Genomic DNA, 19,355 nt, shown 5'->3' with positions numbered 1-19,355 from the left:
CCCCGCTGTCGCCCCCGCCATCGCCCCCGCGGGCGGGCGGCTCGCGCCCCCGGGGGCTTGTGTGACTGGGGCTTGGGGCCATTGGCCCCCACCGCGGGTTTTGACACGGGTTTGCGCTATGGTCACGGTCTATGAACCACTCTTTCTGGCGCCTGGGCTGGCGCACCCTGTGGCGCGACCTGCGCGCTGGCGAACTGCGTTTGTTGATCGTGGCGGTCACCCTCGCGGTGGCGGCCTTGTCGGCGGTGGGCTTCTTCTCCGACCGGCTCAAGGCGGGCTTGCAGCGTGACGCCCGGCAACTGCTGGGCGGCGATGTGGTGCTGGCCAGCGACAACCCGGCGCCCGCCGCGTTTGAGGCGCAGGCCCGGCGGCTGGGCCTGCAGGTGGCGGGCACGCTGAGCTTCCCGACCATGGGGCGGGCCCCGGACGAGCAGGGCGGTGCCAGCCGCCTGGTGGCCCTCAAGGCCGTGGGGGCGGGCTACCCGTTGCGGGGGCGGTTGGTGGTGGCCGAGCGCCCCGGGGGAGCCGAAACCCCCACGCGCACGGTGCCCGCAGCGGGCGAGGCCTGGGTCGACGCGCCCCTGCTCGACGCGCTGGGCCTGCAGGTCGGTGACCCGCTGTTGCTGGGCGACAGCCGCCTGCGCGTGGCCCGCGTGTTGGTGCTGGAGCCCGACCGCGGCGCAGGGTTCATGAGTTTTGCGCCGCGCGTGTTGATCAACGAAGCCGACCTGGCTGCCACCCGCCTGGTGCAGCCGGCCAGCCGCATCAGCTACCGCTTGGCGGTGGCTGGTGAGGCCGCCCCGGTGCAGGCCTTTGGCCGCTGGGCCGCCGACGAGTTGAAGCGCGGTGAACTGCGCGGTGCGCGCCTCGAATCGCTGGAGAGTGGTCGCCCCGAGATGCGCCAGACGCTGGACCGGGCCGAGAAGTTCCTCAACCTGGTGGCCCTGCTCGCGGCCCTGCTCAGCGCGGTGGCGGTGGCGCTGGCGGCACGCGGCTTTGCCGCCAAGCACCTGGACGACTGCGCGCTGCTGCGCGTGCTGGGCCTGAGCCAGCGCACCATCGCGCTGGCCTACAGCGTCGAGTTTGTCCTGGCGGGGTTGTGGGCGGCGGCCTTGGGCGTGGCCCTGGGCTGGGGCGTGCACCATGCGTTTGTGTTCCTGCTGGCCGGGCTGGTCGACGCGGCCTTGCCCGCGGCCAGCGCCTGGCCGGCCTTGCTGGGGCTGGGCATGGGTCTGACCCTGTTGCTGGCCTTTGGCCTGCCCCCGGTGCTGCAACTGGCCCAGGTGCCACCGCTGCGCGTGATCCGGCGTGACCTGGGCGGGCTCAAGCCGGCGTCGCTGCTGGTGCTGGGCCTGGGCGTGCTGGGTTTTGCGGCGCTGTTGATGGCGGTCAGCAGCGACCGCCTGCTGGGCCTGATCGCGGTGGGCGGCTTTGCGGGCGCTGTGCTGCTGTTTGCCGGACTGAGCTGGGTGGCCGTCAAGCTGTTGCGGCGCAGCGTGCACGAAAGCACCGCGCCGCGTTGGCTGGTGCTGGCCACGCGCCAGATCTCGGCCCGGCCCGCGTATGCCGTGGTGCAGGTCAGCGCGCTGGCGGTGGGCCTGCTGGCGCTGGTGCTGCTGGTGCTGCTGCGCACCGACCTGATCAGCAGCTGGCGCCAGGCCACGCCGCCCGATGCGCCCAACCGCTTTGTCATCAATGTGCTGCCCGAGCAGGGGGCGGACTTCCAGGCCCGCTTGAAGCAGGCCGGGGTCGCGTCCTACGACTGGTACCCGATGATCCGGGGCCGCCTGCTGTCGGTGAACGGCAAGGCCGTCAGCCCCGACGACTACGCCAGCGACCGTGCCAAGCGCCTGGTGGACCGTGAATTCAACCTCTCCAACACGGCCGAACAGCCGCCGCACAACAGCGTGGTCGGTGGCCGTTGGACACCCGAGGAAGCGGGGGCCATCAGCGTCGAAGAGGGTTTGGCCCAGACCCTGGGCCTGAAGCTGGGCGACCAGCTGCGCTTTGACATCGGTGGCCTGCAGACCGAGTCGCGCATCACCTCGCTGCGCAAGGTGGACTGGGGCTCGCTGCACGCCAACTTCTTTGTCATCTACCCCGTCAGCCAGTTGCAGGACGTGCCCGTGACCTACCTGGCGGCGTTCCGGGCCCCGGCCCAGCCGGGCTTTGACAACGCGCTGGTGCGGCAGTTTCCGAACATCACCAACGTGGACATGAGCAGCACCCTGAACCAGGTGCAGCGCGTGCTGGAGCAGGTGGTGCGTGCGGTGGAGTTCTTGTTCGCCTTCACGCTGGCCGCTGGCCTGGTGGTCTTGTTTGCGGCGGTCACTGCGACGCGCGAAGAGCGCTCGCGCGAGTTCGCCATCATGCGCGCGGTCGGCGCCAGCGCACGCTTGCTGCGCCAGGTGCAGGCGGCCGAGCTGGTGGGCGTGGGCCTGTTGGCGGGCACGCTGGCCAGCGCCGTGGCGGCGGCGGTGGGTTGGGGGCTGGCGCGCTATGTGTTCGACTTTGCCTGGAACGCCTCGCCTTGGGTGTTGCTGGGCGGCGCCTTGGCCGGCGCCGTTCTGGCGCTGGCGGCTGGCTGGTGGGGCCTGCGCGAGGTGCTGCGGCGCCCGGTGGTGGAGACGCTGCGCCGCGCTGTCAACTGAGCGTGCCGTGCGCCGGGGCTGGCTGCGGTGAAAATAAGGCATGGACACCGAAGACACCCCCCGCGGCGGCGCCCCCGCCACCCCGTTTGAATGGATTGGCGGCGAGGCCCGTGTGCTCGCACTGACCGAGCGCTTTTATGACCTCATGGACCTCGAGCCCGGCTACCACGAGCTGCGCGCCGCCCATGGCCCCGATCTGAGCAACGCCCGCCAGCGCCTGTTCTGGTTCTTGTGCGGCTGGTTGGGCGGTCCCTCGTACTACACCGACCGCTTTGGCCACCCCATGCTGCGGGCGCGCCACCTGCCGTTTCCGATCGGCATCAAGGAGCGTGACCAATGGGTGGCCTGCATGGACCAGGCCATGGGCGAGACCGGCGTGCCCGAGGACCTGCGCGCCCGCCTCAAGGAGAGCTTCTACGGCACCGCCGACTGGATGCGCAACAAGGGGGTGAACTGACATGGCGCCTGACACCTCCCGCCGCCCCGGTGCCGATGCGCCGCTGCGCCTGCGCCCGGCCACGGCCGACGACTGCGACACCCTGCTGCGCTTGATTCGCGGCCTGGCCGAGTACGAGCACCTGCTCGACCGCGTGACCGCCACGCCCGAGCAACTGCGCACCACCCTGTTTGGTGAACGCCCGGCCGCCGAGGCCTTGCTGGCCGAGTGGGAAGGCGAGGCGGCCGGCTTTGCGCTGTTCTTCCCCAACTACTCGACCTTCCTGGCCCGGCCCGGCCTGTACCTCGAGGACCTGTTTGTGCTGCCTGAGCGGCGCGGCCTGGGCATTGGCAAGGCCCTGCTCAAGGCGCTTGCGGCGCTGGCGGTGCAGCGCGGCTGCGGGCGGTTCGAGTGGTCGGTGCTGGACTGGAACCAGCCCTCGATCGAGTTCTACCAGGCCATGGGCGCCACCGTGATGCCGGACTGGCGCATCTGCCGCGTCACCGGCGACGCCCTGCAACGCCTGGGCGCTGCCGACTGAGGCACTCGGCCCGGGCGGCACCGCCGGGGGCGGGCCAGCGCGGGCATCGGGCGGGCATCGGGTGGGCTCAGTGCCCGTGCCCGCCCGGTGAGGGCTTGAGCAGCACCACCAGGGCGCCGGCGCCGCCTTCGGCGGGGCGCGCCTGCACAAAGGCCAGCACCTCGTTCTTTTGCACCAGCCAGCTTTGCACGCGGCCCTTGAGCACCGGGCTCTTGCCGGGCGAGCCCAGGCCCTTGCCGTGCACCACGCGCACGCAGCGCAGACCGACCTTGTGGGCCTCGCGGATGTACTGGCCCAGGGCCTCGCGCGCCTCGTCGGTGCGCAGGCCGTGCAGGTCGAGCTGGCCTTGGATGCTCCATTCGCCACGGCGCAGCTTGCGCGTCACTTCGACGCTGATGCCGGGGCGGCGAAAACTCAGCGCGTCGTCGGTGTCGAGCAGGGAGCTGACATCGAAATCGTCGCTGATCGACTCCAGCAGCACGCGTTGCTCGTCGAGCTGGTGCTGCACCGGGATGGGCGGCGGTGGGTCGTTGTTGAGCAGCACCTTGTTGGGTGGGTGCAGGCGGGTCACCGGGCCGACGGCCAATTCAAACAGGCGCTGCGCCTGCTGGCGCTTGAGTTCGGCCTCGCGTCGGGCCTTGGCCAGGGCTTCGGCCTCGGCGCGCTGCTGCGCCAGGCGCTTTTGCACCTGTTTGAGCTCTTGCAGCGAGTGCACCACCAGCCCACCGGGCAGGCGCTGGGCGCTGCGTTGAAGTCGGTTGCTGCGTGTCACAACAGGCCTTTCTCGGCCATCGACAGGGCCCGGCCCGGGGCCACGATGACGTGGTCCAGCACCCGGATGTCGACCAGGCCCAGGGCGGCCTTGAGGTGCTGGGTCAGCACCTCGTCGGCGCGCGAGGGTTGTACCGTGCCGCTGGGGTGGTTGTGGGCCAGCACCACCGCACCGGCCTGGTGGTGCAGGGCGCGCAGCACCACCTCGCGCGGGTACACGCTGGTCTGGCTCAGGGTGCCACGGAACAGTTCTTCGCAGGCCAGCAACCGGTGCTGGCTGTCGAGGAACAGCACCGCAAACACCTCGTGCGCCTTGTGGGCCAGGTGCAGTTGCAGGTAGGCCTGCACGGCCTCGGGGTGGTTGAACACCGGGCGTTCGCTGAGCTGCTGGGCCAGCGCCCGGCGCGCCAGTTCGAGCACCGCGCTGAGCTCGGCACGCTTGGCGCTCCCGCCCAGGCCTTTGACCGCCTTGAGCTCGTCCAGCCCGGTGTGCAGCAGGCCGCTGAGGCCGCCAAAACGGTCCAGCAACTCTTGCGCGAGTTGCAGCACGTTCTTGCCGGCCAGGCCGGTGCGCAGCAGCAGGGCCAGCAGTTCGGCGTCGCTGAGCGCCGCGGGGCCGCGCGCGATCAGTTTCTCGCGCGGGCGGGCGTCAGGGGGCAGGTCCTGCAGGCTCATGGTGGCGGACCCGTCCCAAAAGGGGAGCCGGGTCCAGGCGGGGGTCAACACGGGGCGACTCGTGGGGCGGTGGCGGGCGCGGTGGGGGCGGCCTCTGGGTTCCCAGGGGCTGCGCGACCCCGCAGAAGGGAACGAAAAATGCATCAGTGGGCCCGTCATGTGAAGGGACTCTGGCCGGTTTTTTACAATAGCGGCCAGTTTATCGGGACTTCCATGTCAACAACGCCCACTCAAGCATCCGTCGTCAAGGCGGACTCCTTTCTCACGCTGCATTACCGGCTCTCCGGTCCGGCTGGGGACATCATCAATACTTTCGAGGACAAGCCCGCCACTTTGTCGCTGGGCACCGGCGAGTTGTCGCCTGCGGTGGAGCAGCGGCTGATCGGCTTGGCCGAAGGCACCCACAGCCAGTTTGAGATCGCCGCGGGCGAGGCCTTTGGTGAGCGCAACCCCGACATGCTGCAATGGGTGGCCCGCAAGCTGCTGACCCAGTTGGGCGACCCCGACGAGCAATACAGCGTCGGTGATGTGGTGCAGTTCCCCACCCCCGATGGCCTGGGCAGCTACGCCGGGGCGGTGCAGCAGGTCAACGACGAGGCGGTGCTGTTTGACTTCAACCACCCGCTGGCCGGCCAGCCGGTGACCTTCGAAGTGCAGCTGATCGGGGTGCTCTGAGATGACGGCCCCCGTGGTGTCGACCCTGTCGGAAATCACCCTGGCCGAGCCGCGCGGCTTTTGCGCCGGCGTGGACCGGGCCATCGAGATCGTGGAACGCGCGTTGCAGAAGTTCGGCGCCCCCATCTACGTGCGCCATGAGATCGTGCACAACACCTACGTGGTGAACGACCTCAAGCAAAAGGGCGCCATCTTCATCGAAGAACTGGACGACGTGCCACCCGGCGCCACCCTGGTGTTCAGTGCCCACGGCGTCAGCCGCGCCGTGCAGGACGAGGCGCGCGCGCGCGGGTTTTCGATTTTTGACGCCACCTGCCCCCTGGTCACCAAGGTGCATGTGGAGGTCGCCAAGCTGGCCAAGGAAGGCTATGAGTTCATCATGATCGGCCACAAGGGGCACCCCGAGGTCGAGGGCACGATGGGCCAGCTCGACAGCGGCATCCACCTGGTGGAGGACGTGGCCGACGTGGCGCGGGTGCAACCCTTGCAAACCGACAAGCTGGCCGTGGTGACCCAGACCACGCTGAGCGTCGACGATGCGGCCGAGATTGCCGAGGCCGTGCGCCAGCGTTTCCCCAAGGTGCGCGAGCCCAAGCAGCAGGACATCTGCTATGCCACGCAAAACCGCCAGGACGCGGTCAAGGTGCTGAGCCCGCAGGTGGACATCGTGATCGTGGTCGGCAGCCCGACCAGCTCGAACAGCAACCGCCTGCGTGAGCTGGCGCAGAAGCTGGGCACCGAAAGCCACATGGTGGACAGCGCCGATGAGCTGCAGGCCGCCTGGTTTGAGGGCAAGAGCCGGGTCGGCCTGACTGCCGGGGCGTCCGCCCCCGAGGTGCTGGTCAACCAGGTGATCGAGCGCATCCGGGCTTTCGGGGCGGTCTCGGTGCGCAAGATGAATGGCATCGAAGAAACCTTGAAGTTCCCCTTGCCCAAGGGGCTGCGCCTCGACACGCCCACCTGAGGGCGCGGCAGGCGGCGCGGCTGACCTGACCCCGGCTGGAACGAGGGTGGCCTGATGGCCCCCTCAGGTCCTCAGGTCCACAGGTCGAGCGGCGGGTCGGCCACCACGGCGCGCAAGATGTCGGCGCGCGACAAAAACCCCACCACCTGACCGCCCTCGAGTGTCACCGGCAAGCCGGGCAGGCCCATGTCCAGCAGCACGCGGGCGGCCTGGCGCAGGTGCGTGTCGGGGGCCACGGCGGGCACCGGGGTCAGCATCAGGGCCGACACCGGTCGTTGCGCCAATTGCCACGCGGCAATGCCGGTGGTGTTGGCGGCAGGGCCCGGCAACAGCGATGCGGGCAGCAGGTCGGCCCGCAGCAGCAGGCCCACCAGCAGCTGGTCGGCACTGACCACCGGGGCCTGGCCAAATCCACGCTCGGCCAGGCGCTCCCAGGCCTCGGCCGCACTGAGGTCGGGCTGCAGGGTCAGCACCTCGCGGCTCATCACGTCTTGCACCCGCTCCAGCGGCTCGCGCGCGGGCGCCGGGCCTTGCTGGGTGTCGGCGTAGGCGCTCAGGGCACTGAGGGCCTTGGGCCACAGCGGGGGCAGGGCCGGGCTGGCGCCACCCCGGGCCGCCTCGTGCAGCGGGGGCTGGTTGGGGTCTTGACCTGGCGCGGTGGCGGTCTGCACCCGGCGCGTGGCCGACAAGGCCCGCACCGGGCTGACCTGGGCCAGGTTTTCCAGCGGCCCGCGGTAGAGGGGGCCGCCCAGTCCGTAGACGTAAAACATGCGCTTCTCCCGAAAAGGGGCTTCAGACCCGACCCAGGGGACATCCGACCCGAGCCCGCTGGGGGCGGCGCGGCTGGCTACACTGCGCTCTTTGCATTTTGACGCCCCAGATCGCCATGATTGACCGCTCCGACATTGAAAGCGCATTTGCCCGACTGAAGCAAGCCCCGGCCGGCTTTTTGCGCGAAACCCCGCTGTGGCGCCTGCCCGGTGCTGCGCTGGGGGTGGCCGCCGCGGAGGTCTGGCTGAAGCTGGAGCACCTGCAGGTGGGCGGCAGTTTCAAGGCCCGGGGCATGATGAACCGGCTGCTGGCCCAGCCGCTGGGCGAGGCCGGGGTGATCGTGGCGTCCGGGGGCAACGCCGGCATCGCCACCGCCGCGGCCGCGCGCGCCCTGGGCGTGCGCTGTGAGGTGTTTGTCCCCGAGGTCTCGCCCGAGGCCAAGCGCCAGAAGTTGCGCGCCCTGGGCGCCGAGGTGGTGGTGACGGGCGCCGCCTACGCCGAGGCCTACCAGGCCTGTCTGGCGCGTCAGCAGGCCACGGGCGCCCTGTTGACCCATGCCTATGACCAGGCCGAGGTGGTGGCGGGGGCCGGCACCCTGGGCGCCGAGATCGAGGCCCAGGCGGGCGTGCCCGATTCAGTGCTGGTCAGCGTGGGCGGTGGCGGCCTGATCGGCGGTGTGGCGGCCTGGTTTGGTCAGCGCAGCCAGGTGGTGGCCCTGGAACCCGCCACCGCGCCCACCCTGTTCCGCGCCCGCGAGGCCGGCCAGCCGGTGGACGTGGCGGTCTCGGGCATCGCCGCCGATTCGCTGGGCGCCAAACGCATCGGTGACATCGCCTGGGCCGTCACCCAGGCGCAGGTGCGCCAAGCCTATTTGCTCAGCGATGAGGCCATCGCCCACGCGCGCCGGACGCTGTGGCAGGACTTCAAGCTGGCCGTTGAGCCCGCTGCCGCCCTGGGCCTGGCGGCGCTGCAAAGCGGCACTTACCCGGTGCGCGCGGATGAGAAGGTCTGCCTGATCCTCTGCGGTGCCAATTTCGACCCGACTGCGCTGGCCTGAGCCACGTGGCAACTGACAGGACTTTTCACATGCGATACCTCCGATGGGCCCCGTGGGCCCTGGCCCTGAGCGGGGCCTTGTTCAGCCCTTTGAGCCTGGCACAGAGCGCGGCCAGCCCCAGCGCGGCCAGCGCGCCGGCTTGCCCGGCACCGGGGCGGTCTGTGGTCGCGCCGGTCATCAACCCGGGCTTCGTGGCGGGCGAGAACAGCATTCCCAAGGGCTGGCTGGGCAGGGAACATGTGAACGCGGGCCATTACCTGTTTGAGTTGGACACCGCGGTTTACCGCAGTGCGCCGCCGAGCTTTCGCCTGCGCCGCGTGGGCACCGAGGCCCACGCGACCTTGGAGCAAACCCTGCGCGTGGCCCCCTGCTGGCGGGGCAAAACGGCACGGTTGAGCAGCGAGCTCAAGACCCTGGGCGCTGACGGTGCCGGGGGCGGCCTCATCCTGCAGATGCGTGACATCGACAACCGGGTGCTGCTGTGGAACCACATGAACGACAGCCGTGTGATCGGCACGCAGGACTGGAAGCGCTACAGCATCGAGCTGCCGATTCCCGAAGGCACCGAGGACATCCGCATCGGCATCCTGCTGGACGAGCAGGGCACGCTGTGGGCCGACGATGTGCGCCTTGAAATCCTGAACTGAGCCCCAGCCCGCACGGCCGCGTCCGTGCGCCCTCGCTAAAATCGCCCCATGCTAGACATCATCTCCCTGCGCAAAGACCTTGATTCGGTCGTCGCCCGCCTCGAAACCCGCAAAAAGCCCCAGGCTTTCCTGAACGTGGACGCCTTCCGCGCCCTGGAAGCCGAGCGCAAGACCCTGCAAACCCGCACCGAAGAACTGCAGGCCCAGCGCAACGCGCTGTCCAAGCAGATCGGCCAGCGCAAAGCCAAGGGCGAAAGCGTGGACGACATCATGGCCGCTGTCGCCGCCATCAAGACCGAGCTGGACAACTCGGCCGCCCGCCTGGAGACCCTGCAGCCCGAACTGCACGCCCTGCTGGTGGCCGTGCCCAACCTGCCGCACGAGTCGGTGCCGGTGGGTAGCGATGAAACCGGCAACGTCGAAGTGCGCCGCTGGGGCACGCCGGCCCAGTACGACTTTGAAGTCAAGGACCACGTTGACCTGGGCGCCCCGCTGGGCCTGGACTTTGACATGGGCGTCAAGCTCTCGGGCTCGCGCTTCACCGTCATGAAGGGGCCAATCGCGCGCCTGCACCGTGCGCTGTCGCAGTTCATGCTCGACCTCCAGACCGAGCAGCACGGCTACACCGAGTGCTACGTGCCCTACGCCGTGAACGCCGACTCGCTCAAGGGCACGGGCCAGCTGCCCAAGTTCGAGGGCGACCTGTTTGCGGCCAAGAAGGGCGGCCAAGACGGTGAGCCCGTGCCCGACCACGCGGCGCTGTACCTGATTCCGACCAGCGAAGTGCCGCTGACCAACTTCGTGCGCGACGTGGTGGTGGCCGAGTCCGAGCTGCCCATCAAGCTGACCGCCCACACCCCGTGCTTCCGCTCCGAGGCCGGCAGCTACGGCCGCGACACGCGCGGCATGATCCGCCAGCACCAGTTCGACAAGGTCGAGATGGTGCAGATCGTGCACCCCGAGAAAAGCTACGAAGCGCTGGAAGAAATGACCGGCCACGCCGAGGCCGTGCTGCAAAAGCTGGGCCTGCCTTACCGCGTGATGACCCTTTGCACCGGCGACATGGGCTTTGGCTCGGCCAAGACCTATGACCTCGAAGTGTGGCTGCCGGCGCAGAACACCTACCGCGAGATCAGCTCGGTCTCCAACTGCGAAGCCTTCCAGGCCCGCCGCCTGCAGGCCCGCTTCAAGAACGCCCAGGGCAAGAACGAACTGGTGCACACCCTGAACGGCTCGGGCCTGGCGGTCGGTCGCACCCTGGTGGCCGTGTTGGAGAACTACCAAAACGCCGACGGCAGCATCACCGTGCCCGAGGCCCTGCGCCCCTACCTGGGTGGCGTGAGCGTCCTCAAGGGCTGATCGTTGATCGCTGGGGGCTGGCACGGGGACGCTGGCGCCCTGGCGCCCGTCCGCCTGCCCATCCGTCCCGCCGACCTTGGCCACCGTGTCCCAGGCTGGCAGGCGCTGAGGGGCTTGGGTGATGTTTGAGCTGTGCCTGCTGAGTTTTGCAGAAGCTCAAAAAACCGTGCTAGAATCCAAGTCTCGAAATTCAGAGGGTTTGATGCAGCAAAGCAATGCGCTGTAGCAAGTCTTCGAAGACCACGGAGAGATGGCAGAGTGGTCGAATGCGTCGGACTCGAAATCCGATATACAGTTATGCTGTATCGAGGGTTCGAATCCCTCTCTCTCCTCCAGTACACAAGGAAACCTTGCTACCGAAAACGTAGCAAGGTTTTTTTGTTTCTGGGGTGCGTGTGGAACGTCCGTGCGCCCTCCGGCCCCGCCATCACCCACGTTCCGGCGGACCTCATCCGGTCCCGTCACTGCCTCGCGCTGGCACGCTGTGGCTGCGGCGTTCGCTGCGTTGCTGGCTTCATCGGGCTGATGCGCCCATCCCGTCGTTTGCAGCGCAGCCACCAGCGGTCACAGCGCCCACTGATACCGGCACTTCTCGAGCCGGGTGGCGCCCAGTCGGTCATAAAAGCGAATCGCGTCGGCATTCCACACCGGGGTTTGCCACTGCAACTGGGCACAGCCCAGCGCACGGGCCTGCGCCGCCACGGCGGCCATCAACTCGGTGCCCAGGCCCTGGCCGCGGGCTGCCGCGTCGAGGTACAGGCAATCCAGGTGCAGAAAGGGCGCGCCGGCCAGGGTCGAATAATCCAGCGTGGCACTGGCGTAGCCCACGGGGCGCCCTTCGAGCAGGCCCAGCCAGGCGCGCAGCAGGCCGCCGTCCAGGGCCTGGGCCAAGCGCGCCGCGTGGCCTGGCACGTGGTGGGTCAGGCGCTCGTAGGCGGCGTGCTCGGCGCACAGCGCGGCCAGTGCCGGGGCATCGGTCCCCCGGGCTGGGCGCACCACCCAACCCCCAGCGGGCGGGCGGTGCATCAGCAGGCGCACTCGATGGCCGGGCGGGCCGTCGGCATCTGGCCGCGCTCGGGGCCGGTGGCCACGGGCTGGCCGTCGCGGATCCAGAAGTCCAGCCCACCCAGCATTTCCTTGACCTGAAAGCCCAGCCGCGCCAGCTTGTAAGCGCCCTTGGTCGAGCCGTTGCAGCCAATGCCGTCACAGTAGGTGACGTAAACCTTGCTGCGGTCCAGGTGGGCCGTGCTGTGCTCGTCCATGGTGCGGTGGGGAAAGCTGAGCGCGCCGGGCACATGGCCGGCCGCATAGTGCGCGGGGGAGCGGGTGTCGATGACGACGATGGCTTCGATGCCGTTGCGCAGGTCTTCCGCCACGTCCCAGGCGTCGGCGTGGTAGCTGAGCTTGGCGGCCATGAAGTCACGCGACTGCTCGGGCGTGGGGGCGGGGAAGGCCAGGACGTTGGAGGTGGGGCTTGCTGACATGGTGTTCCTCTCTGGGATCAGGGGTGGCGATGGGGTCCAGTGTGCCAACTCGTGGTCTTATTCATAATGCCAATATTCATCGCTGCATAAGACCAATGAAGCCCCGTGTGTTGCTCACCCTGTTGGAAGGCCAAGCCGGCGGCGGCCGGCGTGAACGCCTGTGTGCGGCCCTGCGCGAGGCCGTGCGCAGCGGGCAGGCCCGCCTGGGTGAGCGCCTGCCCAGCAGCCGTGACCTGGCGCAGGACCTGGGTTTGTCGCGGGTCACGGTCGAGGCCGCCTACGCCCAGTTGGAGACCGAGGGCTATGTGCGTCGTCGGGTGGGGCAGGGCAGCTTTGTGGCCATCGACATGGGGGCGTCGGCGGCGCCGGCGATGCGGCGGGTGCCGACGCGCGCCGCGCCCCTGGCGACCGACCTGCTGTCCTTGCGGGGCCAGCGCATGGTCGACACCGGCGGCTGTGCCGAGCCTGAGCGGCCCCGCGCCTTCGTGGCCGGCAGCCCCGACCTGCAGGCCTTTCCCACCGAGTTGTGGCGCCAACTGACCCAGCGGCGGCTGCGCGGCGATGCCTCCGCCTTGATGTTCTATGGCGATCCGCAGGGCCTGCCGGCGCTGCGCGAGGCCATTGCGCACTACCTCACCCAGTCGCGTGGCGTGCGTTGCAGCGCGGCCCAGGTGCTGGTGCTCACCAGTTCGCAGCAGGCCTTGCAGTTGTTGTCCGCCACCCTGCTCGACGAGGGGGATGCAGTGTGGATGGAGGACCCTGGCTATGCGGGCGCCCGCACTGCCTTTGTTGCCAGTGGGGCGCGCCTGGTGGACATGGCGCTCGATGAGCAGGGGGCCACGATCGACCCCTCGCGGCCCAGCCCCCGGCTGATCTACCTCACGCCCTCGCACCAGTTCCCGACGGGGCGCGCCATGTCGCTGGCGCGGCGGCTGGCCTTCCTGGCCCACGCGCGGGCCTGTGGGGCCTGGCTGATCGAGGACGACTACGACAGCGAGTTTCTCTACGACCACCAGCCCACCCCGGCCTTGCAGGGGCTGGACGAGCAGGGCCGCGTGGTCTACATCGGCACGTTCTCCAAATCGCTGTTTCCCTCGGTTCGGCTTGCTTACATGGTGTTGCCCGAGGCCCTGGTGGCGCCGCTGGTGACCGCGCGCACCACCTACGACGGCCACCCCGCGCAGCTGATGCAGGCCGTGGCGGCGGATTTCATGGTGCAAGGCCACTTTGCCGCCCACCTGCGGCTGATGCGCCAGCTCTACCGCGGTCGTCGCGATGCCTTGCTGCAGGCCCTGCACACCCAGCTGCCCTGGGCCGAGCCCCTGGACAGCCGCGGTGGGCTGCAGATGGCGGTGCGCCTGCCACCAGGCAGCGAAGCCCGCCTGACCCGCGCGGCGGCCCAACGCGGCATCGCCACGCCCAGCCTGGGTGAGCTCTACCACACGGCCCCGCGCAACGAGGGCTGGCGGCTGGGCTTTGCGGCCCTGACGCCGCAAGCCATTGACGCGGCTGTGTCGACCTTGTCTGCCCTCTCGCAGCGCAGCGCCAGGTCTGCGTCGCCGCCGCCCCCCCCTTCGACGCAGGCTTGACGGGATGCGCCGCGACCCGATGGCCGCTGCGCTGGATCAGTCGGGCCGGCTTGCTGGCGCCCGGTACAGCTGGCAGGTCAAGCGATAGGCCCGTGCCGACTGCTTCGCCCGGTCGGCCTCGTCCAGCGGCGGCTGGTTCCCCAGCGCCTGTCTCAGCTGGGATTCGCCGAACAGCAGGGCGACATAGGTTTGTGCGGCCTCCTCAGGCAGCACGTCGGCAGCAAACACGCCAGCGTGCACCAGGCGCTGCATCAGGGCGCAGATCAAGGGGAAGATGCCGTCGCGTGCCACCTCCTCGATGGCCTTGGCCAGCACGCCGGTGTCGGCAGCGTCGATGACCGCCGCCCGGTTCATGGTGATGGCGTGTTCGTCGGTGGTGAAGCGCAGCAGGGTGGGCCCCAGGGCCTCCAGAGTCTTCAAGGGGTCCTGGTGTTCGTTCAAGGCGGTTTGCAGTTGCTCGCGCACCGCGTGACCAAAGCTTTGAATGATGCCCCTGAACAGTTCCTGTTTGTTGCTGTACCAGGCGTAAAGCGTTTGGTTGGACGCTTGGGCGCGCTTGGCAATCATGAGCATGCTGGTCTTTCGGTAGCCCAGCTCTTTGAGCAGCGTGAAAGCCGCCGCCTCAATTTCGGCTCGGCGCGCGTCCTGATCGACTTTGTGCATGTGATTTGTGGGCGGAGGCCCGTGGTTGCCGTCGAGTGTACTTCTATGTACACTTCACCCAGTCCGTACACGTGTGTACGGATTAAACCCGTCCAACAGACCCTGTCCGCCACAGTGCCCCATTGCCATGAAAATGCCTCTCCGAACTGTCTTCGTCACCCTCTTGGCGTGCCTTGCGGCACTGGCCCTGGGGGTGGCTTACCAATACCACCTCACCGAGCGCGACATCGCGGGCTTTGAGGCGCGTGTCGCGGCCGTCGGAGCGCAGCAGCCTGCTCCTCGGCTGGATGCCCGCGCCGTGGCGGGGCTTCCTGAGCCGGTGCAGCGCTACTTCCGGTTTGTGTTCCCGAGCGGTGCGCCGTCCTATGGGGTGGTTCGCCTGTCCGCTTCGGGGCAGTTTCGTCGCCCCCTGACGCAGGGCTTCAACCCCACGGGTGCCCAGCAGGTCATTGCCGCGGGAGCGCCTGCCCTGATGTTCTCCGCCACGACTTCGATCATGCCGGGCGTGTGGGCCCGGGCCTATGACTTTTATGCCCACGGTGAGATGGAGATGAAGGCCAAGGTCCTCTCCAGCCTGACGGTGGTGGACGAGCGGCAGACCCCCCAGTTGAATCAAATCTCACTGCGCCGGTGGTTGCTGGAGAGCGCCTTGTACCCGGCCGCCCTGCTGCCTGGCGGTCCCGTGACCTGGGAGCCCGTGGGCCCTGACAGCGCCCGTGCCGTGGTGGCCTGGAATGGCCTGCGTGCCAGCTTGGTGGCGCATTTCGCCGCGGATGGCCGCCTGACCCACATGCAGGCTGAGACCGATGGGGACCTCACAACCCCTTACCACGGCTCAGGCGAGCATGTGGCGCGCTCCAACTACCAGGCCGTGGGTCAGCAAATGATTCCGCTGGACTTCACCATTTCACGCCAGGCGGGCGGCCAGCTGTACCCCTTCTGGAAGGGGCGCATCGACCACATCACTTTTGAGTGAGGGCACGCTGCCCCCGCAGGCGGCTGGGTGCCGTTCAGGGGGGCTGCAACCGGGCGCCTTGGCCCCCGGCCGAGGTGGGCTCAGGTCTGCACCTGGCCCTGGACCTGCCAGGGCACCTGAGCGAAGCGTTCAACCAAGAAGTCCAGCAAGGCCCGCACCGCGGGCGACAGGTGCTTGCGCGATGGGTACAGCGCGTAAATCGACATGCCGGGCAGTTGCCAGTCGGGCAGCACCACCTGCAGGCTGCCGTCGGCCAGGTGTGGGTTGGCCAGGTAGGTCGGTTGCAAGGCGATGCCGCCGCCCGCCAGCGCGGCACGCAGCAGGGCGGTGGCCTCGTTGGCACTGAAGTGGCTGGTCACACTGACCTGGGTGTGTTCTTCGCCCCGGCGCATGGGCCACACGCTCTTGCCGAAGTGGGCGTAACTCAGGCACCGGTGGCGGGCCAGCTCGGCGGGGGCCTGTGGCACCCCGTGTTGGGCCAGGTAGCCGGGCGCGGCCACCAGCACCGAGTCACACGGGGCCAGCACGCGCCCGATCAGCATCGGGTCGGGTTCGGCACTGATGCGGATGGCCAGGTCGATGCGCGCTTCGACCAGGTTGAGTGCGCCCTCGCTGGCGTTGAGGTCGATCTTGAGCTGTGGGTGCTGCTGCAGAAAGTCGGCCACCGCCGCCGCCAGTTGTGCATAGGCCAGCGACATGCTGCAGGTGATGCGCAATTGCCCCCGCAGGGCGCCGTCGTGGGTGCTGGCTTCTTCTTCGACGTCCTCCATCAGCGCCAGCATTTGCAGGCTGCGGCGCAGGCAGCCTTCACCGGCGTCGGTCAGCGTCACGCGGCGCGTGGTGCGTTGCAGCAGGCGCGCGCCCAGCCAGTGCTCCAGCGCGTTCACATAGCGCGTCACCATGGCGCGCGACATGTCCAGCTTGTCGGCTGTGGCGCTGAAGCTGCCGCTCTGGGCCACTTCCACAAACACCTGCATGGCGGTCAATCGGTCCATGAGTTGATCGATTTATGAAACAGTTATGCGTGGATTATGCGGTTTATCTGTTCGCATGATGCAACTAAAGTTCGGTTCAACGCTGCGACGCCTGAGCAAGCAGCCCAGCCAACCCGCCACCAACCCAAGACCGTCACAGGAGTTTCACCATGATCCGCACCACCCTCATCGCCACCTCCCTGGCCATCGCCTTCGGCGCCCAAGCCGCCCAACCCCTGACCGTCAAGGTCTACAACGCGGGCGCGAGCAGCTTCAATGTCAACTCCACCCTGGTCGCCGGTGAGCGCGACGCGATGGTGATCGACGCCGGTTTCACCCGTGCCGATGCACTGCGCATCGCGGCCAACGTGCTCGACAGCGGCAAGCGACTCACCACCATCTACGTGAGCCAGGCCGACCCGGACTACTACTTCGGTGTCGAAACCCTGAAAGAGATCTTCCCCCAGGCCGACGTGGTCACCACCCCGGCCGTGCTCGAGAAGCTGAGCGCCAAGCTCGCGGGCAAGGTCGCTTTCTGGGGGCCGAAGATGGGGGCCAACGCCCCCCGTCAGCCCGTGCTGCCACGCGCCCTGGACGGCACGACCCTGACGCTCGAGGGCCAGGCAATTGAAATCCGCGGCACCCAGGGCCCGCTGGCGCACCGGCCCTACGCCTGGATCCCCTCCCTCAAGGCGGTGGTGGGCAACATCGGCGTTTTTGGCAACATGCACGTCTGGACCGCTGACACCCAGACGCCCGCCTTGCGCGCCGCCTGGGTGGCCCAGTTGGACGACATGGCGGCCCTCAAGCCCGAGCTGGTGATCCCCGGCCACATGAAGGCCGGCACCCCGGTGGACGCCAGCACCTTGGGCTTCACCAAGGACTACCTGCTGACCTTTGAAAAGAACCTGGCCGCCCACCCCAGCAGCGCGCGGCTGGTGGAGGCCATGAAGCAGTCCTACCCTCAACTCAGCGAGGGTGCGATGTCGCTGGACATCGGGGCCAAGGTCAACACCGGCGAAATGAAGTGGTGAGGCGCACCCCATGACGACCGCGCTCACCGGCCTGTTCGACCCTTTGTGAGGCGGGTGCGGCGCCGGCGCCGACCCTGCCGGGCGGCCAGGGCCGCCCCATGTTTCCCGCACCTCAGGCGAGGTGGGGCCCTGCCGCGCGCGCCGCATCGGCGCCGCGCCTGGCGCCGTGCTGCGCCTCCGGCCCGAACCGGGGCCCGCGCGCGGCCTGTTTGTAATGTTGTGCAAGGTTTCTTGACTTTGCCTTGATAAAAAGCGCGCGTTGCCATGAGACCGGGGGGCACCGATCGCCCTCCGGGAAACCTTCACGCAGCCACCCCGCGCACCGGTGCCAACCGGAGCGCGCGCTGGCTGTTTTTTATTGCCCCAGACGATGACCCACGCGACGTTCCGTGCCTTGTGCGCTTTCACCTCGGCCACCTTCCCCTCGGCCGCCTGGATGGCGGGCCTGCTCCGCTGGCGGCCCCCTGTGAGCGGGCGCTGGCGTGGGCTGGTGGCCGGGTGCTTGGCGCTGGGCTTGGGCGCGGCTCATGCGGCGCCGTTCGCCTACCTGACCTCCAACAGCAGCACTGTGCGGGTGTTCGACCTGGCGACCCAAACCACGAGCGATGTGGTCTTGCCCGGACCGGTGGGGAACGGGGTGGCGGTCAACCGACAGGGCACCCGCGTGTACCTGGCCGGGGTGACGGCCCGCGGGGTGCTGATCCCCTCGCTGCAGGTGATCGACGCCACCACCCAGGCGGCCTTGCCCGCGATTGCGCTCAATGGCCCCTCGGGCGCGTCATGGGCCGGGGTGGCCGTCAACCCCAGCGGTGACCGCGTTTACGTGGCCAACCCTGACGGCCGCTATGTCGCCGTGGTCGACCCGGGCACCCGTCAGGTGGTGAACACCATCACCCTCACTGGCAAGCCCGCCAACCTGGTGTTCAGCCCCGACGGCAGCCGCCTCTATGTGAGCAATGGCTCCAACGGCACCGGCGACAGCATTTCGGTGATTGACCCCCAGACCCAAACCGTGGTGGCCAGCGTGGCGGTGAGCAACGGCCCGAGCGACCTGAGCTTCAACCCCCAGGGCACGCGCCTGTACGTCACACACCCCCAGAGCAATGTGGTGTCGGTGATCGACAGCACCAGCCACCGTTTGCTGAGCACGCTGCCCCTGTCGTTCTCGCCCGTCTCGGCGGTGGTCAGCCGCGATGGCAGCAAGCTGTACGTCAGCGACTACAGCTTCAACGGTGCCCAGGTGGCGGTGTTTGACACCCGCACCAACGCCTTGTTGCGCAGCATCCCGGTGGGCAATCGGTCGACCGGCATCGCCATCACCCCCGATGGCCGCAGCGTCCTGGTGGTCAACTTTCTGAGCAACAACGTGTCGGTCATCGACACCGCCACCGACACCGTGACGGCCACGGTGGCGGTGAGCAATGTCGTGGGGCCGTTTTACGGGGCGTTCATCTCGCCCGACACCCGCGCGGTCGGCCCCAGCCCCACGGGCACCGGCACCGTGGGCCTGAGCCTGAATGGCGGCGGCAGCAGCTGCCGCGTCACCAACCCCAGCTTCACGACCGCGCCGGGCACGCCGCCGGCGGGCATGCGCCTGGTGCACGGGGTGGTGTCGTTCACCGCCACCCCCTGCACCAACGGCGCCCGCGTCACGGTCACGCTGACCTACCCCAGCCCGGTGCCGGATGGCGCCGTGCTCTACAAGTACGGCCGCACCGCGGCCAGCCCGGCCCAAGCGGTGTACACGCCGGTGGCCGCCACCGTGTCAGGCAACACCCTGAGCTACACCATCGAGGACGGCGGCGTGGGCGACGAGGACTTGACGGTCAACGGCCAGATCGTCGACCCGGTCGGCCTGGGCGTGCCCCTGTCGGTGCTGGCGGGGCTGGCCGCGGTACCCACCCTCAGCGAATGGGGCCTGCTGCTCCTGGGCGGTCTGATGGTGCTGGCCGTGGCGGTGCGTGGGCGCCGTCCAGGCTGAGCGGTTCCCGTCAGCGCGCAAGGGCATGTGGGGGGCAGCGATGGGATTGTTGTTACATTCAGACGCCTTTCGGCCGCCCCCGTCGGCGACCGCCCTGGTGGGCTTGG

Annotated in this window: 19 protein-coding genes and 1 tRNA gene; 13 read left to right on the top strand and 7 right to left on the bottom strand. The window is 68.8% G+C overall.

From position 1 onward, the window contains the following. Positions 1–131: 131 nt before the first annotated feature. Genes PSQ40_RS13675 through PSQ40_RS13665 form a run of 3 tightly spaced genes read left to right on the top strand, consistent with a single transcriptional unit; the run spans position 132 to position 3,628 of the window. Positions 132–2,651 carry an ABC transporter permease gene (locus tag PSQ40_RS13675; protein WP_273952101.1) on the top strand — a complete coding sequence of 840 codons (2,520 nt, stop codon included), beginning with the start codon at positions 132–134 and terminating at the stop codon, positions 2,649–2,651. A gap of 40 nt (positions 2,652–2,691) precedes the next feature. Continuing rightward, a complete protein-coding gene (locus PSQ40_RS13670; protein ID WP_273952100.1) occupies positions 2,692–3,108 on the top strand; it encodes a group II truncated hemoglobin in 417 nt (138 codons plus the stop codon). Between the two features lies 1 nt (position 3,109). Beyond that, positions 3,110–3,628: a GNAT family N-acetyltransferase gene (locus PSQ40_RS13665; RefSeq protein ID WP_273952099.1), complete on the top strand. Its 519-nt coding sequence runs from the start codon at positions 3,110–3,112 to the stop codon at positions 3,626–3,628. 67 nt (positions 3,629–3,695) lie between these two features. Here the strand turns inward: PSQ40_RS13665 and PSQ40_RS13660 are convergent, their stop codons facing one another. Beyond that, positions 3,696–4,349 carry a Smr/MutS family protein gene (locus PSQ40_RS13660; RefSeq protein ID WP_273952382.1) on the bottom strand — a complete coding sequence of 218 codons (654 nt, stop codon included), beginning with the start codon at positions 4,347–4,349 and terminating at the stop codon, positions 3,696–3,698. 47 nt (positions 4,350–4,396) lie between these two features. Next, on the bottom strand, positions 4,397–5,074 hold the full coding sequence (radC, locus tag PSQ40_RS13655; RefSeq protein WP_273952098.1) for a RadC family protein: 678 nt from the start codon (positions 5,072–5,074) through the stop codon (positions 4,397–4,399). Between the two features lie 213 nt (positions 5,075–5,287). Between radC and PSQ40_RS13650 the strand changes: the two genes are divergently transcribed. After that, positions 5,288–5,749: an FKBP-type peptidyl-prolyl cis-trans isomerase gene (locus PSQ40_RS13650; RefSeq protein ID WP_273952097.1), complete on the top strand. Its 462-nt coding sequence runs from the start codon at positions 5,288–5,290 to the stop codon at positions 5,747–5,749. Position 5,750: 1 nt separating this feature from the next. Next, entirely contained in the window at positions 5,751–6,713 is a 963-nt protein-coding gene (gene ispH, locus PSQ40_RS13645) for a 4-hydroxy-3-methylbut-2-enyl diphosphate reductase (RefSeq protein ID WP_273952096.1), read from the top strand. 71 nt (positions 6,714–6,784) lie between these two features. On the opposite strand, the gene PSQ40_RS13640 is transcribed toward ispH, so the two are convergent. Further along, complete coding sequence (locus PSQ40_RS13640) at positions 6,785–7,483, bottom strand: CBS domain-containing protein (protein ID WP_273952095.1); 699 nt, start codon at positions 7,481–7,483, stop codon at positions 6,785–6,787. 116 nt (positions 7,484–7,599) lie between these two features. Between PSQ40_RS13640 and PSQ40_RS13635 the strand changes: the two genes are divergently transcribed. The 4 genes from PSQ40_RS13635 (at position 7,600) to PSQ40_RS13620 (ending at position 10,882) form a co-directional block, all read left to right on the top strand. Further along, positions 7,600–8,541, top strand: coding sequence for a threonine/serine dehydratase (locus PSQ40_RS13635; RefSeq protein WP_273952094.1), 942 nt, complete (start codon positions 7,600–7,602; stop codon positions 8,539–8,541). Between the two features lie 29 nt (positions 8,542–8,570). Beyond that, positions 8,571–9,188: a hypothetical protein gene (locus tag PSQ40_RS13630; protein ID WP_273952093.1), complete on the top strand. Its 618-nt coding sequence runs from the start codon at positions 8,571–8,573 to the stop codon at positions 9,186–9,188. A gap of 48 nt (positions 9,189–9,236) precedes the next feature. Then, a complete protein-coding gene (gene serS, locus PSQ40_RS13625) occupies positions 9,237–10,547 on the top strand; it encodes a serine--tRNA ligase (protein ID WP_273952091.1) in 1,311 nt (436 codons plus the stop codon). Positions 10,548–10,791: 244 nt separating this feature from the next. Beyond that, positions 10,792–10,882 (top strand) — tRNA-Ser (locus tag PSQ40_RS13620). 229 nt (positions 10,883–11,111) lie between these two features. On the opposite strand, the gene PSQ40_RS13615 is transcribed toward PSQ40_RS13620, so the two are convergent. Together PSQ40_RS13615 and PSQ40_RS13610 are read right to left on the bottom strand one after the other, a co-directional pair. Then, entirely contained in the window at positions 11,112–11,573 is a 462-nt protein-coding gene (locus PSQ40_RS13615; protein ID WP_273952090.1) for a GNAT family N-acetyltransferase, read from the bottom strand. Further along, positions 11,573–12,031, bottom strand: coding sequence for a rhodanese-like domain-containing protein (locus PSQ40_RS13610; protein ID WP_273952089.1), 459 nt, complete (start codon positions 12,029–12,031; stop codon positions 11,573–11,575). Before PSQ40_RS13610 ends, PSQ40_RS13615 begins: the two co-directional genes overlap by 1 nt. 110 nt (positions 12,032–12,141) lie before the next feature. Here PSQ40_RS13610 and pdxR point away from each other — a divergent pair, with 110 nt between their 5' ends. Beyond that, on the top strand, positions 12,142–13,620 hold the full coding sequence (gene pdxR / locus PSQ40_RS13605; protein ID WP_273952088.1) for a MocR-like pyridoxine biosynthesis transcription factor PdxR: 1,479 nt from the start codon (positions 12,142–12,144) through the stop codon (positions 13,618–13,620). Between the two features lie 36 nt (positions 13,621–13,656). On the opposite strand, the gene PSQ40_RS13600 is transcribed toward pdxR, so the two are convergent. Next, a complete protein-coding gene (locus PSQ40_RS13600) occupies positions 13,657–14,283 on the bottom strand; it encodes a TetR/AcrR family transcriptional regulator (RefSeq protein ID WP_273952087.1) in 627 nt (208 codons plus the stop codon). Between the two features lie 127 nt (positions 14,284–14,410). Between PSQ40_RS13600 and PSQ40_RS13595 the strand changes: the two genes are divergently transcribed. Further along, positions 14,411–15,259, top strand: a complete 849-nt coding sequence (locus tag PSQ40_RS13595; RefSeq protein ID WP_273952086.1) for a DUF6920 family protein — start codon at positions 14,411–14,413, stop codon at positions 15,257–15,259. Positions 15,260–15,339: 80 nt separating this feature from the next. On the opposite strand, the gene PSQ40_RS13590 is transcribed toward PSQ40_RS13595, so the two are convergent. Continuing rightward, the gene (locus PSQ40_RS13590; RefSeq protein WP_273952085.1) at positions 15,340–16,254 is read right to left on the bottom strand and encodes a LysR family transcriptional regulator; all 915 of its coding nucleotides are present in this window, start codon (positions 16,252–16,254) and stop codon (positions 15,340–15,342) included. 149 nt (positions 16,255–16,403) lie between these two features. Between PSQ40_RS13590 and PSQ40_RS13585 the strand changes: the two genes are divergently transcribed. Together PSQ40_RS13585 and PSQ40_RS13580 are read left to right on the top strand one after the other, a co-directional pair. Beyond that, the gene (locus PSQ40_RS13585; protein WP_273952084.1) at positions 16,404–17,267 is read left to right on the top strand and encodes an MBL fold metallo-hydrolase; all 864 of its coding nucleotides are present in this window, start codon (positions 16,404–16,406) and stop codon (positions 17,265–17,267) included. 370 nt (positions 17,268–17,637) lie between these two features. After that, on the top strand, positions 17,638–19,248 hold the full coding sequence (locus PSQ40_RS13580) for a YncE family protein (protein ID WP_273952083.1): 1,611 nt from the start codon (positions 17,638–17,640) through the stop codon (positions 19,246–19,248). Positions 19,249–19,355: the final 107 nt, after the last annotated feature.

It is taken from the genome of Curvibacter cyanobacteriorum, from assembly GCF_028649475.1.
GTDB classification, from domain to species: domain Bacteria; phylum Pseudomonadota; class Gammaproteobacteria; order Burkholderiales; family Burkholderiaceae_C; genus Curvibacter; species Curvibacter cyanobacteriorum.
Note: the sequence above shows the minus strand (reverse complement) of the source record. Positions and strands in the feature narration are given on the sequence as shown.

Excerpts from the sequence above, each read along its gene's own strand:
- PSQ40_RS13675 (WP_273952101.1), top strand. The coding sequence starts at position 132 with ATGAACCACTCTTTCTGGCGCCTGGGCTGGCGCACCCTGTGGCGCGAC.
- PSQ40_RS13670 (WP_273952100.1), top strand. The coding sequence starts at position 2,692 with ATGGACACCGAAGACACCCCCCGCGGCGGCGCCCCCGCCACCCCGTTT.
- PSQ40_RS13665 (WP_273952099.1), top strand. The coding sequence starts at position 3,110 with ATGGCGCCTGACACCTCCCGCCGCCCCGGTGCCGATGCGCCGCTGCGC.
- radC (WP_273952098.1), bottom strand. The coding sequence starts at position 5,074 with ATGAGCCTGCAGGACCTGCCCCCTGACGCCCGCCCGCGCGAGAAACTG.
- PSQ40_RS13650 (WP_273952097.1), top strand. The coding sequence starts at position 5,288 with ATGTCAACAACGCCCACTCAAGCATCCGTCGTCAAGGCGGACTCCTTT.
- ispH (WP_273952096.1), top strand. The coding sequence starts at position 5,751 with ATGACGGCCCCCGTGGTGTCGACCCTGTCGGAAATCACCCTGGCCGAG.
- PSQ40_RS13640 (WP_273952095.1), bottom strand. The coding sequence starts at position 7,483 with ATGTTTTACGTCTACGGACTGGGCGGCCCCCTCTACCGCGGGCCGCTG.
- PSQ40_RS13635 (WP_273952094.1), top strand. The coding sequence starts at position 7,600 with ATGATTGACCGCTCCGACATTGAAAGCGCATTTGCCCGACTGAAGCAA.
- PSQ40_RS13630 (WP_273952093.1), top strand. The coding sequence starts at position 8,571 with ATGCGATACCTCCGATGGGCCCCGTGGGCCCTGGCCCTGAGCGGGGCC.
- serS (WP_273952091.1), top strand. The coding sequence starts at position 9,237 with ATGCTAGACATCATCTCCCTGCGCAAAGACCTTGATTCGGTCGTCGCC.
- PSQ40_RS13615 (WP_273952090.1), bottom strand. The coding sequence starts at position 11,573 with ATGCACCGCCCGCCCGCTGGGGGTTGGGTGGTGCGCCCAGCCCGGGGG.
- PSQ40_RS13610 (WP_273952089.1), bottom strand. The coding sequence starts at position 12,031 with ATGTCAGCAAGCCCCACCTCCAACGTCCTGGCCTTCCCCGCCCCCACG.
- PSQ40_RS13600 (WP_273952087.1), bottom strand. The coding sequence starts at position 14,283 with ATGCACAAAGTCGATCAGGACGCGCGCCGAGCCGAAATTGAGGCGGCG.
- PSQ40_RS13595 (WP_273952086.1), top strand. The coding sequence starts at position 14,411 with ATGAAAATGCCTCTCCGAACTGTCTTCGTCACCCTCTTGGCGTGCCTT.
- PSQ40_RS13590 (WP_273952085.1), bottom strand. The coding sequence starts at position 16,254 with ATGGACCGATTGACCGCCATGCAGGTGTTTGTGGAAGTGGCCCAGAGC.
- PSQ40_RS13585 (WP_273952084.1), top strand. The coding sequence starts at position 16,404 with ATGATCCGCACCACCCTCATCGCCACCTCCCTGGCCATCGCCTTCGGC.
- PSQ40_RS13580 (WP_273952083.1), top strand. The coding sequence starts at position 17,638 with ATGACCCACGCGACGTTCCGTGCCTTGTGCGCTTTCACCTCGGCCACC.